Consider the following 15589-nt stretch of genomic DNA (forward strand, 5'->3'; position numbering starts at 1 on the left):
AGACCCGACCGTGCTCAGAAGCCGTGGCTCGATATCACACCGATATCGGGCCACGACTCCTGTCCGCCCGCGATCATGTCAGCGCTGTCGGGCGTAGACCGTGAGGCCGCCGGGCACGATACGTAGGCGCGCCGTATAGTCGTTCCGCGCGAGGTCGGCCTCTGCCTCACCGTCGCGGCCGAACGGAGCCGGTCGGCTTCGCGACGACGACACCCGCAGCTCGACCTCGTCGGTCGTGAACATCGTGGACGCCTCGCTCAGGGGCACCAGTCGGAGCGCTCGGAGGATCGCGCTCGTCGTGCGCCCGAAGGCGAGCGAACCGACCGCATGGATGCGGGACTTCGCATGCAGGACACGCACGTCGAGCTCTCCTCCCTCGAGCCGTAGCCGCCGCATCGGCGCGACCGTGTGCGAGAAGTTCGGGTCGACGCCCACGAAGACGCTCCACACCCGCATCGTCTTGCCGTCCACGACCACCTCATGCGGTTCGGCGTGACGCAGCACCCGCCACGTCGCCACGACACCGGCAGCCCACTTCCCCAGTCTCTTCTCGAGCTTCTCGCGTTCCACGACGAGGTCGGGATAGATGCCGACCGAGCCGGCGTTCATGACCGTGACCGGCTCGGCGCCGTCGAAGGACACCTCCGCGACATCGGCCCGGACACCCGATCCCGCCTGCACGGCGTCGATCGCGTCGTCGATCGATTCGAGACCGGTCGCCCGCACGAAGTGGTTGAACGTGCCGCCCGGCAGACCGAGCAGCGGGATCCCGTGCGCACGTGCACGATTCGCGACGGTCGCGACCGTCCCGTCTCCGCCGCACACCCCGATGGCGAGCGGCGGCGTCGAGCCGGTGGCGACCTCGTCGACGAGGCCGGCGAGATCGTCGTCGCCGCTCAGCACGCGCATGTCGGCATCCGGCAGGCGCCGGCGGATGATTCGCTCCGGATCCGCGCGCACGACGCTCTTCCCGGAACCCGGGTTGAGGAAGATCACGACACCCTCGCCGGTCGGCGACGCCGGCAGATCCACCCGGATCGACTCGACGGGACCACCGCGCTCCTCCTTGGGTCGCACGGGCAGCAGGAGGCGTCCGAGCAGCGCGACTCCCACACCGAGCGCGGTGCCCCCGATCACGTCGGAGAGCCAGTGGGCACCCACGTGCAGTCGGGAGTAGGCGACCCCGGCCGCGAGGGGCGCCACGACCAGACCGGCTCGCGGGGAATCGAGCGCGACCCCCGTGGCGAACGCGGCGGCGCTCGCGGAATGCCCGGACGGGAAGGACGCCGACGAGGGTTGAGCCGGGAGCCGCCGACCCACGGGGATGTCCTTCAGGAGCGGGCGGTCGCCTCCGAACACGCGCTTGCCGACGAGGTTCGCGAGCATGCTCGCGGCCGTCAGGGAGCCGATGCCCCGCAGCGCGGCGCGCCGACTGCCGACGACGGCCAGGACCGCCGCGAGCGCGAACCAGAGCACCCCCCGATCGGCGACCCGCGTCAATCGCGAGAGACCGACGTCGGCGATCGGGTGGACGGCGCGCCGGTTGATGCGTCGGCCCGCCGCGGCGTCGACGCGCCGCACCCAGCGCGGCAACCTGCGCCAGCGCTCGAAGGAGACGACCGGTGCACGGAGACGGCTCGGGACACGTTTCACGCCGTCGCGCTCGCGTCGTCCTCGCCCTCGGCCTGAGAGGGCTTGCCGATGTCCTCGACCCCGGGGGTCTGAGGCTCGGGCGCCTCCACGTCCGTGTCCTCGCCCTCCGCTTGCGACGGCTTGTCGAGCACGGGGTCGTACTCCTCGGCGTCCGATGCGGTCGAACTCGTCTGATCCGTCATGAGGTACTCCTGTCTCGGGGTGACTGCGGTCTCAGTGCGACTGCGATGTCTCCACGCTACGCCGCACCACCGGCCGTCGCCCGGGGTTGCGGCTCACGCTCCGCGGGGAGGATCGATGAGCAGTGAGACGCGGTCGTCGAGATAGGCGCCGAGCTCGGTCGTGCTCGTGCCGCCGCGACCGACACGCCACCGCACCATCGGAACGTCGTCAACGAGCACAAAGGGTCCGTCTCCGCTCCGGAACTCGTCGGCGTCGAGAGCGAGGCGACGCCACCCGAAGTTGACGGTCTCGCCGTCGGGGAACCGACCGCGACGCGCGGCCGCGCGCTCCTCCGCGCGGTCGCGGGCGGACTCCGAGGTGTATCCGCGCCGACCGGGGTCGATCGCCCGCGTGGTGGATCCCGTGGCGTAAGCCGTGCCCTCCGTGTCGATCAGGAGCACCCCGATGCGCCACACCCGTCCGACGGGACGCATGACCGGCTCCCGCGGCACGAGCAGCACGCGCCGGCGCCCGATGTACTCGGCGAGCGCCTCGTCCCGGGCACCCGCCGACCGCAAGCGCTCGGCGGCGCGACCGATCAGGGTCCGAGCGCGGTCCTCCGGCCGGAGCGGGGCGTCAGGGGGCGCATCGGTCATGAGTCCATCTTGCGCTGTGCCGCCCGCTCCCCTCGACCCCTGGACGTCCTCCGCCGAGAGCGGATCCACTGACAGCCGATCCGCCGACGGCGGATCCGCTGGCTCCGGCTCGGCCCGAGAACACAGGCTGGTCCCATGACCGATTCCGACACCCCTCCTCTCTTCACCGCCCGGCTGCGCGAGCAGCTCCGACACCGCCGTGTCCTCGTCCTCGACGGAGCGCTCGACGACGACAACGGCACCGCGCTCGCCGCCGATCTCCTCACTCTGGCCGCCGACGATCCGCGCAGCGACATCACCCTGTGGATCCACTCGCCGGGCGGCTCCGTGCCCTCCATGCTCGCCATCCGTGACGTGATGCGGATCGTGCCGTGCGACGTATCGACCCTCGCGCTCGGCCTCGCGTGCAGCGCGGGCCAGTTCCTCCTCTCCGCCGGGACACCGGGCAAGAGGTTGGCGCTCCCGCATGCCCGCGTCCTCATGCACCAGGGATCGGCGGGCATCGGCGGCTCCACTGTCGAGGTCGAGGTCCAGGCGGACGACCTGCGGCACGTGCGGGACACGGTCCTCGGTCTCATCGCGTCCGACACCGGCCAACCCGTCGAGCGCATCTTCGACGACTCGCTCCACGACCGCTGGTACACCGCGACCGAGGCGCGGAGCTACGGCTTCATCGACGACATCGTCGACGACTTCTCCCAGATCATGCCGGACACGCGGCAGCCCGTCGGTCTGGGGGTGTGAGATGAGCGGATACACGATCCCGAACGTCATCGCGCAGCACCCCCGCGGCGAGCGCATCATGGACGTCTACTCGCACCTCCTCACGGAGCGGATCGTCTACCTCGGCACAGGCATCGATGCGGGGGTCGCCAACGCGCTCATCGCCCAGCTGCTGCACCTCGAGGCCGATGCCCCCGGGCGCGAGATCAACATGTACATCAATTGCGACGGCGGTGACATGACGTCGATGCTCGCCGTCTACGACACCATGCAGTACATCGAGGCGCCGGTCGCGACGACGTGTGTGGGCCAGGCGATCGCCGCCGGCGCCGTGCTCCTCGCGGCCGGGGCGCCCGGGCGACGTTCCGTCCTCCCTCACACGCGCGTCGTGCTGCACCAACCGGCGGTGCGGAGTCAGGGCACGATCCCCGACCTCATCCTGCAGGCCGACGAGCTCGTCCGGATCCGGTCGGAGCTCGAGACCGTGCTCGCCTCCCACACCGGGCGGAGCGTCGAGACGCTCCGGAAGGACACGGACAGGGACCGCGTCTTCACGCCGGAGGCGGCCGTCCAGTACGGGCTCGCGGACCACGTGCTCACGCGATCGGGGCGTGCGGAGCCTCAGGCGGCGGTGACGAGCAGCTGAGGGGTCGGCGGCATCGCGCGAGAGCGCGGGGCGAGGTGACGTGCGACATCGCCGACGAGATCGGGCAGCGTGAGCCCGAGCGCGCCGGCGACCGCGGCGATCATCTCGCTCGAGGGCTCCTTCAATCCACGCTCCATCTCGGAGAGGTATTGGGGCGACACCCCCGCCCGCCCGGCCGTCTCGCCGAGGGTCTCGGCCCGCTCCGCGCGGTGCGCCCGAAGACGTTCGCCGAGCGCCTCCCGCCAGAGCGGCTCGGGCGGGGACTCCCTGTGCGACGAGGCCGGCATGCCGCGTGTCACCTCGCCGGCGGTCCGCCGGGGGGACGGGGCGTCTCGGCGGACCCGTGTCGTCCGGTAGTGATCGAGTCGGGCGATGTCGCGCATGGCCTCACGATAACCACGTCGGATCGCGACCGCCCTGCTTCTGCGGCCGATTCCGCTCACAGCAGAGGAGCGGGCCGCGACCGGCTCAGGTGGACGCCGTCCGCATGGTGGTGCCCGCCCGCGAGGCGAAGGCCCGCGCGGTCTCCGCGATCGTGCGCTGCATGACCGTGACCGCCGCGGTGGGGGCCACATCGGACGGGCGGGCGAGGCTGATCGTGCGCGCGAGGGTCGAGTCCTCGAGGCGCACGCCGCGGAGCCCGGGGCGGTCGAGCAGCACCATCGCGGGCACGATCGCGACGCCGAGCCCGCGCTCGACGAACCGCAGCACCGCATCCATCTCCGCACCCTCCAGGACGACGTCGGGCTCGATCCCGGCCGACCGGAACGCCGCGTCGGTGGCGTTGCGGAGGTCGTAGGACGCGCTCAACACGATCTGGGGCAGCCGCCCCACGCCCTCGAGCGCGATCGACTCCCCCGTCGTGACGGGCGGCGAAGCGGCGGCGGAGATCACGACGAGTTCCTCCACGAGCAGCGGGGTGAGCGTGAAACGCTCGGCCGACGCGGTGTCGGAGGTGGTCACGATCGCGACGTCGAGTTCCCCGGCGGCGAGCTGGTCGAGCAGGCGACGGGACCCGTGCTCGGACAGGTGCAGTTCCACGGCGGGGTGGGCCCGATGGAACGTGCCGAGGACCTCGGCGACGAGGCTGATGCAGAGCGTCGGCGTCGCTCCGAGGCGGACGCGTCCGCGGCGGAGCCCCGCGAGCTCGTCGAGTTCCCGCCGCACGGTCTCAGCGTCGGCGAGCATGCGCCGGGCGAGCGGCAGGAGGGACTCGCCAGCAGTGGTGAGCGAACTCCCGCCGCGGGCCCGGTGGACGAGTTCGGCTCCGAGGTCCTGCTCGAGCGAGGAGATCTGGCGACTCAGGGAGGGCTGCGCGAGATGGAGCTGCTCGGCGGCCCGCGTGAAGTTGCCGAGGCGCGCCACCTCGACGAAGCTCCGCAGCTGTTCCAGATTCATGGCCATAGCTCCAGCGTATCGAGGTGAGCCGATATATGCATTGGAGTAATGGGACCTCCGACCCTAGCGTGGAGGAATGACCACCTCCGAACGCCAGATCTCCACCACCGTCCTCGTCATCGGCACGGGCGGTTCCGGCCTGCGTGCCGCGATCGAGCTCGCCGAGGCGGGTGTCGACGTCCTCGCCCTCGGCAAGCGCTCGAAGTCGGACGCCCACACCTCCCTCGCCGCCGGCGGGATCAATGCCGCCCTCGGCACGATGGACGCGGACGACACCTGGCAGCAGCACGCCGCCGACACGCTCAAGGAGAGCTACCTGCTCGCCAACCCGCACACGGTCGAGATCGTGACCTCGGGCGCCGCGCGGGGCATCGACGATCTCGAGCGCTACGGCATGCCCTTCGCTCGCGAAGACGACGGCCGCATCTCCCAGCGCTTCTTCGGCGCGCACACCTTCCGCCGCACCGCCTTCGCCGGCGACTACACGGGACTCGAGATCCAGCGCACGCTCGTCAATCGCGCGGCCCAGCTCGAGATCCCGATCCTCGACACCGTCTACGTCACACGCATCCTCGTGAACGAGGACGGTGCCGTGTTCGGCGCCTACGGCTTCGACCTCGAGGACGGCACGCGCTACCTCATCCACGCCGACGCCGTGATCCTCGCGGCCGGTGGCCACAACCGCATCTGGCGCCGCACCTCGTCCCGGCGCGACGAGAACACGGGCGACTCGTTCCGCCTCGCCGTCGAGGCAGGCGGGCGCCTGCGTGACCCCGAGCTCGTCCAGTTCCACCCGTCCGGCATCATCGAGCCGGAGAACGCCGCCGGCACGCTCATCAGCGAGGCCGCCCGCGGAGAGGGCGGCATCCTCCGCAACGGCCTCGGCGAACGCTTCATGCAGAACTACGACCCGGAGCGGCTCGAGCTCTCGACCCGCGACCGCGTGGCCCTCGCGTGCTACACCGAGATCAAGGAGGGACGCGGCACCCCCAACGGCGGCGTCTGGCTCGACGTCTCCCACCTGCCGCGCGAGACGATCATGACCCGCCTCCCCCGCGTCTACCAGACGATGCTCGAGCTGCAGATGCTCGACATCACGACCGACCCGATCGAGATCGCGCCGACGGCGCACTACTCGATGGGCGGCGTGTGGGTGCGCCCCGAGGACCACAGCACGGACGTGCCCGGCCTCTACGCGATCGGCGAGGCCTCGAGCGGCCTGCACGGTGCCAATCGCCTCGGCGGGAACTCACTCATCGAGCTCCTCGTCTTCGGACGGATCGTCGGGCAGGCCGCCGCGGACTACTCCGCGGGCCTCTCCGCCCAGACCCGGTCGGCCGCCGCCGTGCAGACGGCGCGCGACGAGATCGCCGACCTCCTCGCCTCGGACGGCACCGAGAACGTGCGCGCCCTCCAGCGGGCCATCCGCAACACGATGACGGAGCACGCGGGCGTCGTGCGCGACGAGGACGGGCTGCGCGCGGGACTCGCAGAGCTCGACCGCATCGAGGAGCGCATGCGCGCCATCGGAGTGCACCCCGACATCGCGGGCTTCCACGACCTCGCCCACGCCTTCGACCTCAAGTCAGCCGCCCTCGCAGCTCGTGCGACCCTCGAAGCGGCGCTCGAGCGCCGCGAGACCCGCGGCTGCCACAACCGCTCCGACTTCCCCGACATGGATCCGGCGCTCCAGGTGAACCTGGTGTGGTCTCCGCGCGATGGCGTCTTGCGCGAGAGCATCCCTCCGATCCCCGACGAGATCGGCGCGCTCATGAGCGAGGTGTCGCAGGCCGGCAAGCTCCTCGAGTAATCCCGTGGGGTGTCTCATTCTGTTGTCAGCAGGGCCCGGACGACAACAGAATGCGACACCCCACGCGGCGCTTAAGATGGGACGGCACCATCGACGAGAGGCACGAATGACGATCACGGCCGCGGCAGACGGATCCGCTCTGGGGAACCCCGGACCCGCCGGATGGGCGTGGTACGTCGACGACGACAACTGGGCCGCGGGCGGATGGAAGCACGCCACGAACAACCAGGGCGAGCTCATGGCCGTGCTCGATCTGCTCCTCGCGACCGCCCACCTCGACGACGACCTCCACATCCTCTGCGACAGTCAGTACGTCATCAACTGCATCACCAAGTGGATGCCGGGGTGGAAGAAGAAGGGCTGGCGCAAGGGCGACGGCAAGCCGGTCATGAACGTCGAACTCCTCAAGCGGATCGACGAAGCCGTCGTCGGCCGTCGCTACCGCTTCGAGTGGGTCAAGGGCCACGTGGGACACGTGCTGAACGAGGCCGCCGACTCCCGGGCTCGGGCGGTCGCGGAGGCCTTCCAGCGCGGGACCACCGTGCCGGAGGGGCCAGGACTCACGACCGCGGGCAGTGCGTCGGGGGTCTCCGCCGCGCCGCGACGCGACGTCGTCTCCGATGCGCGGGAGCCCGTCTCGACGCCGAGCCTGTTCTCGTTCGACGAGGAGCCCGACGACGAGCCCACGCGATCGGTCACGGTGGTCCTCACCGAGGCGCAGCACGAGCGTCTCGTGGATCGCGCACGGCGAGCGTCCGTCACTCCGGCGGAGTATCTCCGCGGTCGGATCTGACGACGTCGAGGCGCCCCCGCCCGAAGGGGAGTCGAGGCGCCCGGTAGACGACTCGGGACGTCTGCTCACTCACGTCCACGGCGGCGTCCCCGTAACGCCACACGCGGTTGAAGAGGTAGATCCGCACCGTCGTGTCGTCGGTCGGTCGCTGCCAGGTCCCGGTGCCCCACTGGGTCGGCTGGCCTCGGCCTCCGATGACGACGGTCGGCCTCACGCCGGGGTTCACGGACAACCGCGGACGGACGAGCACGAGCTCGAAGCGATCGACGTTCGGCTCACTCGTCATGTCGCACATCTTCCTCACCCGAGGGGGCAGCGTCGCTCGCTTCCGGCACCCGGCCGACCACGAAGCGGAACGTATTGTTCAGCAGGTACCGACCATCCTCCTGCAGGAACCTCTGCGCGGCGCGCAGGACGACCTCGCGATACGACGAGACAGCGTCCGAACTCTCCTCATCGAGCAGGACGGCGCGCAGGAGCGCCGCGTCTCCGTCGAGTGTCCAGGGGACGTCGATCGTACCGGCCTCGACGACCTCGAGGCCTGCCTCATGGAGGACCGCCTCGAGTCCTCCCGGCAGGCGCAGGTCACCGTCGGGTGTCGGCTCCTCGCCATCCTCCGCGGCGAGAGCCGCATCGATCTCGTCGAGATCGCTCAGCGCCCTCTCTGCCCAGTTGGCGATCGCGACCACTCCACCCGTCCGTGTCACGCGGCGAGCCTCGGTGAGGGCGGAGATCGTGTCGTCGGCGAACTGCAGTGCGTTCACGGCCATGACCACGTCGAACGTGGCGGTCGGCCACGGGAGGGCGTCCCACGACTCCACGCGGATGTCGGCGGTCGGAGCGATCGACCGAGCGTGGTCGACCATGCCGCGCGCTGGATCGACGCCCGATACGTGCGCGCCTCGATCGACGAGGGCGGCGATGAACTCTCCGGTTCCGCATCCCACGTCGAGCACCGACGAGCCCGCCCGGAGGCGAGTCACCTCGATGAGTCGGTCATGTACCGGACGCGCCGCAGGACCCCAGGAGCGGGACCACTCGACGGCCACGTCGGACCACGCGTCACCCCCGCTCACGGCAGGACCGGGCGGGGGTGTTCGCGACGGAAGACGATTACTTTCCTCGGCCCGTCTTCTCCTGGAGCCGTTCGATGTGCTCGGACGCCTCGGCCTTGGTGAGGTCGGCGGAGAGCTCCTCCCCTGCCTCGCGAGCGAGGGTGTCGAGGTAGCTGCGCTGCGCACCCGTCATGGGCTCGTCGCCGGTCACCCAGTCGTCGGTGTTCTTAACGGCGGTGTCGCCGCTGTCACCACCGAGGGTCTCGCCACCGAGGGTGTCGCCGTCCGTGCCGGTCGACTCCTCGGGCGAGGAGACGGTGGGGGCGTCGGCGCCATCGTTGGGGCCGACGTTGGTGTTGCCCGCGTCGGCGATGTGCTCGTCGTTCGTCGTGGGGTTGGTGTTGACCGGGGTGATGTTCTCTTGGCTCATATCGCCGACGCTACCCCGCACCACCGACACCGCGGAGGGGTTGCACGTCGAGGTGTTCCGGGTCGCGGGAGAGCATCCCGGGCGGAGCCGTGGTCCGGCCGGCCCACGCCGCGTGGGCACCCGATCAGCTCACGCCTCCTTGGGGATGAGGATCCACAGGATGATGTAGAAGATGAGCTGCGGTCCGGGGATGAGGAGGCTGAGGACGGTGAGCACTCTCACGGTCGTCGGGTTCCACTGGTAGCGGTTGGCGATGGCGGCGCAGACGCCCGCGAAGACGCGGCCGCGGCGGGGACGGACGAGGTTCATGATTCGAGCATGACAGACCGTTCCGCGTCGCCCCAAGGGGGCTGGCCCCCGGGAATCGACGGGGGCCGCCTCCCCCGGGAATCCCGCGGCGCACCGCCGTCGGGCCGCCCGCGTCCCCGCGTTCCGCTCGCAGATTCCGCGACCGGCGACGAGTCTTCCCGCGCACCCCCTGCCCACACACCCCCTTCCTGAGCGTGCTCGGTTGGTGTGCCCGTCTGTGCGCCTGCTCCTAGGCTGGAGCGCGGAGGTCTCCATGTCGTCACACGCTCACCGGTACACGGCCGGTCTCATCCTGCTGACGGCCGCGACCGGCGCGATCGATGCGGTCAGCTACCTCGCGCTCGACCGCGTCTTCACCGGCAACATGACGGGCAATGTGCTCTTCATCGGGTTCGCACTCGTGGGCGTCGCCGGAATCCCCTTCCTCAACAACGTCGTCGCCCTGGGCGGCTTCGTGCTCGGATCCATCGTGAGCGGGCGGATCGTGGGCAGGAAGCACGAGCGCCTCCTCCCCCGGCGATCGATGTGGACGCTCGTCGCCGGCGGTGCCGTGATCGCGTCGCTGTCCGTGACCTGGGCCGTGCTCGGCACACTCGACGAGCGGGGACTCCTCGTCGTGACCGCACTGCTCGCGATCGTCATGGGAGCGCAGGTGTCGGCGGTGAAACCGATCGGCAACAGCGACGTCACCACGATCGTCGTGACGAACACGCTCGCGAACCTCGCCCGCGACAGTCGCCTCGCGGGAGGCCACGGCCAGGCCTGGGTGCAGCGCCTGCTCGCGGTGATCGCGATGGGCGGCGGGGCCGCGCTCGGTGCGGTCCTCATCGGTTGGCTCTCGGGCGCGGCGGCCCTCGCAGCCGGCGGAGCGCTCTACGTGAGCGCCGTGGTCCTCCTCACCCTCACGTCTCGCTCGGAGCGCCGCGCGACCGCACGCGCGACCCTCTAGCCAGCCGCGCGAGGCGCTAGTGCGGCTCGAGGGCGCCACATAGAGGTGGCGCCCTCGAGGCGGATGAGGCGCCGTCGAGGGCCTATCGACGGAGCCCGGGACGTGTCGGCCGTCGTCGACCGCCGTCGTGGAGTCCTGTATCGGGATTCCTGACGAACCGTTCCCTGAGCCTGTCGATGGGTGCCGGAGATTCTCGTCGTCGAGGCTCTCCCTCCCACGCACACCCTCGCTCTCTGCGCCTGCCGAAGGGCACCGTCGACGTCGGATCTTTCGCCACCTGTCGTCCACAGGCTGGGTCCGACGGAGAAACTGACTCCTTTTCCGGATACCGTCCGAATGTCGGTGGTGTGCTGTTCACTAGACGTATGAGCACCCACGGGACGACACTTCGAGAGGGAATCGCGACCGCGATCTCGGTCCTCGCCGAACCCGTCGGCACGCTCGCACCCGGGCGGCTGTCCGCTTCCGACTACATCGCCGCGCTGCGAGAGGTCGAGGACCTCGGCCGCCTGGTCGATGCGGCCCGCATCGCTCTCGCTGGTGAGGCGGAGAAGCGTACGCAGGGCCCCATCGACACGCTCGGCGCCCTCGGCTACGCGTCCGCCGTGGACGCGGTCGCGATGCTCACATCTGCTGCCGATCGGGATGCGAAGCGGCGAATCCGGATCGGCGAATCATTGAACGCCGGAATGTCACTGACCGGCGCGGAAACAGGCTGCGCGCACCCCGTGGTCGCGGCGTCCGTGTTCGCGGGGAACCTCAGCATCGACGTCTCGACGATCATCATCGACGCCCTGGATGGGGTCGGCAACCGCGTCGACGAATCGGTGCTCCGGCAGGCGGAGGAGTCGCTCGTCGAACTCGCTGCGGGTACTCCCGATCACCCGCCGCTGCGGGCGGACCTGGTCCGCGGGCAGGTGCAGTTGTTCCTCGAACTGATCGACCCCGACGGGTCCCTCCCGCGGGAGGAAGCGGCCCGGCGGAAGCGTTGCCTGAGGATCGGGCGCGAGACACAGGACGGGCTGATTCCCGTGCACGGGTTGCTGACGCTCGAGGTCGGGGCATCGCTGAAGCGCCTCGTCGACGCTCACGTGCGGAAGGTCTCCTTCACCGATGACCCGGATTCCCTCGTCGACCACGTCGATGACCGGCTCCCGCAGCAGAAACGCCACGACACGCTCGCCGACATCCTCAGCGCCGCCGCCCGCGTCAAGGACGCCCCTGAACTCGCCGGATCGGCGCCCACGATCTCTGTGACCGTCACCCAGGCGGCGCTCGACGCCGGGTGGGGTGTCGGCGCGATCGACGGCTTCGACACCCCGATCTCCGTTCAGGCGATCGAGAAGATGATCGACTCACGCGGCACGCAACACATCATCTTCAACGACAAAGGCCGAGCGCTCGCCCTCGGGTCGGTCCAACGCTGCTTTACCCCGTCCCAGCGGCGTGTGATCGCTGCCCGAGACGGCGGATGTGTCATCCCCGGATGCACTGCCCCGGCGGGGTGGTGCGAAGTGCACCACGTCATCCCCTGGCGAGACGGCGGGGCGACACATACCGACAACGGCGTACTGCTGTGTTGGGGACACCATCAGAGCATCGACAAAGGTCCCTGGGAGTTATCGATGCCGGACGGAATCCCCCACGTCCGCGGCCCCGGGCATTGGACATGGACTCACACCACGAAGAGCAGAAGCAGACCACCTTCCACCCCGACCGGGTAGGTGGGGCCCGCCCGGGAGACCGGTCGTATTGTCGTCTGTGGACGGCACGAACGCGGTATTCCTCCGTCCGTTCCTCCGTCCGCCTATGGTCGTCGGCATGGGGGTAGTGACAATGTTGAGACGACTCGTCGCGCTCGTCATGGGTTCCACGTTGGCGTTCACGCTGGCCGCATGCTCGACCGCTGAGCCAACGCCGACGTCGTCCGAGACCGCTCCGACGGACGCGTCCCGACTGGCCGAAGCGATCGACGCATTCACCGTGTTCAACGCCGCCCTCGATGGCTGCCGCGATATCTCTAGGACCCACGTCGTGGACGAGGAGGGTGCGCCGTCAACGTCGACCCCCATCCGAACCCGCATTCCTCCGGTTGTCTTCCTCGTGGAGGTTGGCGACTCTCTCCTTATATCGAAGGTGGATACTGCTCCTGACCGGAGCAGTCGTGGCTGTCTTGATGCAGACGTCCCTTCCAGCCTTGGCTGACGGCGACTGTGGCTTCGGGTTCTCTAGTAGCGGAGAGTGCGTCTCAGGCGGGATTGGGCCCGGCAGCGTGGACATGGACTCGAGCCGAACCTCAGAAGGACCTGATGGCGATCCGAACGGACACGCGGGCTCGGGTGGCGCCCCTGACGCGAATGGCTCGCCGAGCGACGGAGGCGGCACCGTCGATCCCCGGGAGATCCAGGACAGCCTCCGGTGCGGCGAAACCTCCCTCTGCCGCGACGGCTACGACGCCTCCCCGGCTCCGACCATCACCCTCACCGACCTCACGAGCACCCCCGTCGCCGTCCGCTTCTCCCCGCAGGCCTACCGCTGGGACTGGGGCGACGGCACCACCGAATCTTCTCGACCCCGGGCGCCACTTGGGAGAGCCTCGACCAGGACCGCTTTACCGAGACCCCCACGTCCCACACCTACACCGAACGCGGAACCACCACCATCTCCCTCCACGTCGCCTACACCGTCGAATACCGTCTGGGAGGCGCAGGGCCCTGGACGACCGTCACGGGCACGGTGGCAGCCAGCACTACTCTCGCGGCCTACGTGGGCACCGCGTCGACGGTCATCGTCCCCGAGGACTGCAACGCCGATCCCTCGGGGGTCGGCTGCTGAGACCGGGCCTCGGGGATGGCGGCGGCGCAGGAGGCCGGCGGACGGTGCGGCGGCCTCAGGGCAGTGCCCCACGACAGGCCGGCCCGACCGGCGACCGGCGACCGGTGCCGGGCGCAGACCATTCGCCCGCCGCCCAACCGGCCACCCACCCGTCAGACACCCGAAGACCCCGCGGCAGGGGCGCGCGGTCACCGCTCGTCGTTCGACGGGCCTCCCTGCAGCTCGACGCTGATCTGGGCCGCGTCGAGGGTGGCGAGGGCCGCGTCGAGCGACTCGGCATCGAAGGTTCCGTCGTCGCGGGCGTCGAGGAGCGCGTCACGCTGCGCGACGATGACCGCGCGGGTGAGGGCACGGCGGCGCGCATGCCGCTCGAGGCGTTCCCCCCGCTCGCGGTCCTCGTCGGAGAGCGCCGGATCGGATGCGGTGTCCCCCGATCCCCGGTCGTGGGACTCACGCTCAGCGGACATCGCCCGATCGGCGGCGAGCGGGTCGAGCATCTCCCGTTCTTCCTCATCGGGCGAGAGCGCGTCATCGCTCTCCGTTCCCTCCGTGACGGAACCCGAGGGGACCGAATCCGAGCTGCCGGGTTCGTCGCTCGCCCGCGCCTTCGCCCCCTCCGGCATCGACTCACCGACGGGATCCTGCCCCTCCTCCTGCCGCACGCGCCGCGACACGGTCGCCAGGAGTTCGAGGATCGCCCCCCGCTGGGCGTACTGCGACTCGGCGTCGCCTCCCACGGGCTTCAACCAGCGCACGACCCGCGCGAGCGTGCCACCCTGCAGGATGAGCGAGGCCGCCGCCACCACGAAGGCCACGAGGACGAGCAGCGAGCGGTTCGGCGTGTCCGACGGCAACGTCTGGGCGGCCGCGAGGGTGACGGCACCGCGCATGCCCGCCCAGACGAGCACTCCGCCCTCCCGCCACCCGAGCGGAGCGGACAGGTAGTAGTCCGTGTCCGCGATGAATCGGCGCAACCGCGTTCGCGTGGATTGGACACGTTCGTCCGTCATGGGCGCGCCCCGGCCGAACGGCCATTCCGTCGGAGTGTCGTCCGATCCGAGCTTTTCGTTCCACTCCTCCACGCGCGGCGCCACGCGCTCGCGGCGCAACCGTCGCCGCCTGAGGGTGTACAGGAGCGACGCGACGAAGGCCATGCGGACGACGACCGTCAGCAGGAGCGCGCCGAGCGCCACGAAGACGGCGACGTGCACACCCTCGTGCGCCGCCTCCACGTCCTGGACGAGGGCGGAGAGTTCGAGACCCATAATGAGGAAGATGCCTCCCTCGAGCACGAGCTCGACCATCCGCCAGTTCTGGGCGTCGGACGCGCGGTGCTGGGGCGACAGCCGACGCGCGGCGCCATGACCCGTGATGAGTCCCGCCACGACGGCCGCCACGAGTCCCGAGGCCCCGAGGAGCTCGGCCGGGATCGACGCGAGGAACGGCACGGTGAAGGAGATGACCGTGTTCACCGTCGAGTCGGTGACGCGCTGACGCACCCAGAGGTTGACGTGCCCCACGAGGAAGCCGAAGACGACGGCGATCGCGACCGCGTAGAAGAAATCCCCGGCGACCTCCCAGAACGTCACCGACGCCGCGGCTGCGGCGATCGCCGACCGCAGGAGGACGAGGGCGGTGGCATCGTTGAGCAGGCTCTCGCCCTGCAGCACGGAGACGATCCGCCCACCGACGCCCAGTCGACGCACGATGGACGTCGCGACGGCGTCCGTGGGACTCACGATCGCGCCGAGCGCGATCCCCCACCAGATCCCGAGGCCGGGAATGACCCACGCGAAGAACGCGCCGAGCACGACAGCCGACACGACGACGAGCACGATCGAGAGCCCGCCGATCGCGTTCAATTCGCGACGGAAGTTCATGGCGGGCATCGAGACGGCGGCCGAATAGAGCAGCGGCGGCAGGATGCCCGCGAGGATCCACTCGGGGTCGACCTCGAAATCCGGCAGCACGGGCAGGAAACTCACGACGATGCCGAGCACCACGAGGATGAGGGGCGACGCGATGCGCAAGCGCGGTCCGAGGGCCGTCGCCCCCGCGATCACGAGGAGCGCCGAGACACCGACGACGAGAATCTCCATGGCTGCTCCCGCTCCGTCCTGCTCCGTGATCTCTAATCCCGATCCGTGATCCGTGATCCGTGATCCGAGGC

17 protein-coding genes are annotated in these 15589 nt (G+C 70.1%); 7 read left to right on the forward strand and 10 right to left on the reverse strand.

Annotated features, from left to right (window positions below):
- Nucleotides 1–78 precede the first annotated feature (78 nt).
- The 3 genes from ELQ94_RS05020 to ELQ94_RS05030 form a co-directional block, all read right to left on the reverse strand.
- Nucleotides 79–1653, reverse strand: a complete 1575-nt coding sequence (locus ELQ94_RS05020; RefSeq protein ID WP_127047837.1) for a bifunctional phosphatase PAP2/diacylglycerol kinase family protein — start codon at nucleotides 1651–1653, stop codon at nucleotides 79–81.
- Nucleotides 1650–1835, reverse strand: coding sequence for a hypothetical protein (locus ELQ94_RS05025; RefSeq protein WP_127047839.1), 186 nt, complete (start codon nucleotides 1833–1835; stop codon nucleotides 1650–1652). The genes ELQ94_RS05020 and ELQ94_RS05025 overlap by 4 nt, the downstream gene beginning before the upstream one ends.
- A 93-nt stretch (nucleotides 1836–1928) precedes the next feature.
- Nucleotides 1929–2471 carry a hypothetical protein gene (locus tag ELQ94_RS05030; RefSeq protein ID WP_243696870.1) on the reverse strand — a complete coding sequence of 181 codons (543 nt, stop codon included), beginning with the start codon at nucleotides 2469–2471 and terminating at the stop codon, nucleotides 1929–1931.
- Nucleotides 2472–2606: 135 nt separating this feature from the next.
- Here ELQ94_RS05030 and ELQ94_RS05035 point away from each other — a divergent pair, with 135 nt between their 5' ends.
- On the forward strand, nucleotides 2607–3215 hold the full coding sequence (locus ELQ94_RS05035; RefSeq protein ID WP_127047841.1) for a ClpP family protease: 609 nt from the start codon (nucleotides 2607–2609) through the stop codon (nucleotides 3213–3215).
- Nucleotide 3216: 1 nt separating this feature from the next.
- Nucleotides 3217–3840 carry a ClpP family protease gene (locus ELQ94_RS05040; protein WP_127047843.1) on the forward strand — a complete coding sequence of 208 codons (624 nt, stop codon included), beginning with the start codon at nucleotides 3217–3219 and terminating at the stop codon, nucleotides 3838–3840.
- Here ELQ94_RS05040 and ELQ94_RS05045 read toward each other — a convergent pair.
- Nucleotides 3816–4223, reverse strand: coding sequence for a helix-turn-helix domain-containing protein (locus ELQ94_RS05045; protein WP_424976823.1), 408 nt, complete (start codon nucleotides 4221–4223; stop codon nucleotides 3816–3818). The two genes, ELQ94_RS05040 and ELQ94_RS05045, sit on opposite strands and share 25 nt — an antisense overlap.
- 85 nt (nucleotides 4224–4308) lie before the next feature.
- Nucleotides 4309–5244, reverse strand: a complete 936-nt coding sequence (locus tag ELQ94_RS05050; RefSeq protein ID WP_127047845.1) for a LysR family transcriptional regulator — start codon at nucleotides 5242–5244, stop codon at nucleotides 4309–4311.
- Nucleotides 5245–5314: 70 nt separating this feature from the next.
- On the opposite strand from ELQ94_RS05050, the gene ELQ94_RS05055 reads away from it, so the two are divergent.
- A complete protein-coding gene (locus tag ELQ94_RS05055) occupies nucleotides 5315–7048 on the forward strand; it encodes an L-aspartate oxidase (protein ID WP_127047847.1) in 1734 nt (577 codons plus the stop codon).
- Nucleotides 7049–7154: 106 nt separating this feature from the next.
- A complete protein-coding gene (locus ELQ94_RS05060) occupies nucleotides 7155–7841 on the forward strand; it encodes a ribonuclease H family protein (RefSeq protein WP_127047849.1) in 687 nt (228 codons plus the stop codon).
- Here the strand turns inward: ELQ94_RS05060 and ELQ94_RS05065 are convergent.
- The 4 genes from ELQ94_RS05065 to ELQ94_RS05080 form a co-directional block, all read right to left on the reverse strand.
- Complete coding sequence (locus tag ELQ94_RS05065) at nucleotides 7807–8127, reverse strand: hypothetical protein (RefSeq protein WP_127047851.1); 321 nt, start codon at nucleotides 8125–8127, stop codon at nucleotides 7807–7809. The two genes, ELQ94_RS05060 and ELQ94_RS05065, sit on opposite strands and share 35 nt — an antisense overlap.
- Nucleotides 8117–8824, reverse strand: coding sequence for a class I SAM-dependent methyltransferase (locus ELQ94_RS05070; protein WP_243696871.1), 708 nt, complete (start codon nucleotides 8822–8824; stop codon nucleotides 8117–8119). The genes ELQ94_RS05065 and ELQ94_RS05070 overlap by 11 nt, the downstream gene beginning before the upstream one ends.
- Nucleotides 8825–8954: 130 nt before the next feature.
- Nucleotides 8955–9269, reverse strand: coding sequence for a DUF3072 domain-containing protein (locus tag ELQ94_RS05075; RefSeq protein ID WP_243696962.1), 315 nt, complete (start codon nucleotides 9267–9269; stop codon nucleotides 8955–8957).
- A gap of 186 nt (nucleotides 9270–9455) precedes the next feature.
- Entirely contained in the window at nucleotides 9456–9635 is a 180-nt protein-coding gene (locus ELQ94_RS05080; protein ID WP_127047857.1) for a PspC domain-containing protein, read from the reverse strand.
- A gap of 253 nt (nucleotides 9636–9888) precedes the next feature.
- On the opposite strand from ELQ94_RS05080, the gene ELQ94_RS05085 reads away from it, so the two are divergent.
- The 3 genes from ELQ94_RS05085 (at nucleotide 9889) to ELQ94_RS05095 (ending at nucleotide 12789) form a co-directional block, all read left to right on the forward strand.
- Nucleotides 9889–10584 carry a YoaK family protein gene (locus tag ELQ94_RS05085; protein WP_127047859.1) on the forward strand — a complete coding sequence of 232 codons (696 nt, stop codon included), beginning with the start codon at nucleotides 9889–9891 and terminating at the stop codon, nucleotides 10582–10584.
- A 365-nt stretch (nucleotides 10585–10949) separates the two neighbouring features.
- Nucleotides 10950–12308 (forward strand): HNH endonuclease signature motif containing protein, encoded by a 1359-nt coding sequence (locus ELQ94_RS05090; protein ID WP_166404663.1) that lies wholly within the window; start codon nucleotides 10950–10952, stop codon nucleotides 12306–12308.
- A gap of 37 nt (nucleotides 12309–12345) precedes the next feature.
- On the forward strand, nucleotides 12346–12789 hold the full coding sequence (locus ELQ94_RS05095; protein ID WP_127047863.1) for a hypothetical protein: 444 nt from the start codon (nucleotides 12346–12348) through the stop codon (nucleotides 12787–12789).
- Between the two features lie 818 nt (nucleotides 12790–13607).
- Here the strand turns inward: ELQ94_RS05095 and ELQ94_RS05100 are convergent.
- Nucleotides 13608–15518: a cation:proton antiporter gene (locus ELQ94_RS05100; RefSeq protein ID WP_127047865.1), complete on the reverse strand. Its 1911-nt coding sequence runs from the start codon at nucleotides 15516–15518 to the stop codon at nucleotides 13608–13610.
- Nucleotides 15519–15589 lie beyond the last annotated feature (71 nt).

The sequence above is a fragment of the Labedella endophytica genome, assembly GCF_003990045.1.
GTDB lineage: Bacteria > Actinomycetota > Actinomycetes > Actinomycetales > Microbacteriaceae > Labedella > Labedella endophytica.

What these genes read in the sequence shown, in the direction of transcription:
- ELQ94_RS05080 (WP_127047857.1), bottom strand. Translation starts at nt 9,635, where the DNA reads ATGAACCTCGTCCGTCCCCGCCGCGGCCGCGTCTTCGCGGGCGTCTGC.
- ELQ94_RS05090 (WP_166404663.1), top strand. Translation starts at nt 10,950, where the DNA reads ATGAGCACCCACGGGACGACACTTCGAGAGGGAATCGCGACCGCGATC.
- ELQ94_RS05025 (WP_127047839.1), bottom strand. Translation starts at nt 1,835, where the DNA reads ATGACGGATCAGACGAGTTCGACCGCATCGGACGCCGAGGAGTACGAC.
- ELQ94_RS05045 (WP_424976823.1), bottom strand. Translation starts at nt 4,223, where the DNA reads ATGCGCGACATCGCCCGACTCGATCACTACCGGACGACACGGGTCCGC.
- ELQ94_RS05030 (WP_243696870.1), bottom strand. Translation starts at nt 2,471, where the DNA reads ATGACCGATGCGCCCCCTGACGCCCCGCTCCGGCCGGAGGACCGCGCT.
- ELQ94_RS05060 (WP_127047849.1), top strand. Translation starts at nt 7,155, where the DNA reads ATGACGATCACGGCCGCGGCAGACGGATCCGCTCTGGGGAACCCCGGA.
- ELQ94_RS05100 (WP_127047865.1), bottom strand. Translation starts at nt 15,518, where the DNA reads ATGGAGATTCTCGTCGTCGGTGTCTCGGCGCTCCTCGTGATCGCGGGG.
- ELQ94_RS05040 (WP_127047843.1), top strand. Translation starts at nt 3,217, where the DNA reads ATGAGCGGATACACGATCCCGAACGTCATCGCGCAGCACCCCCGCGGC.
- ELQ94_RS05065 (WP_127047851.1), bottom strand. Translation starts at nt 8,127, where the DNA reads ATGACGAGTGAGCCGAACGTCGATCGCTTCGAGCTCGTGCTCGTCCGT.
- ELQ94_RS05055 (WP_127047847.1), top strand. Translation starts at nt 5,315, where the DNA reads ATGACCACCTCCGAACGCCAGATCTCCACCACCGTCCTCGTCATCGGC.
- ELQ94_RS05035 (WP_127047841.1), top strand. Translation starts at nt 2,607, where the DNA reads ATGACCGATTCCGACACCCCTCCTCTCTTCACCGCCCGGCTGCGCGAG.
- ELQ94_RS05050 (WP_127047845.1), bottom strand. Translation starts at nt 5,244, where the DNA reads ATGGCCATGAATCTGGAACAGCTGCGGAGCTTCGTCGAGGTGGCGCGC.
- ELQ94_RS05085 (WP_127047859.1), top strand. Translation starts at nt 9,889, where the DNA reads ATGTCGTCACACGCTCACCGGTACACGGCCGGTCTCATCCTGCTGACG.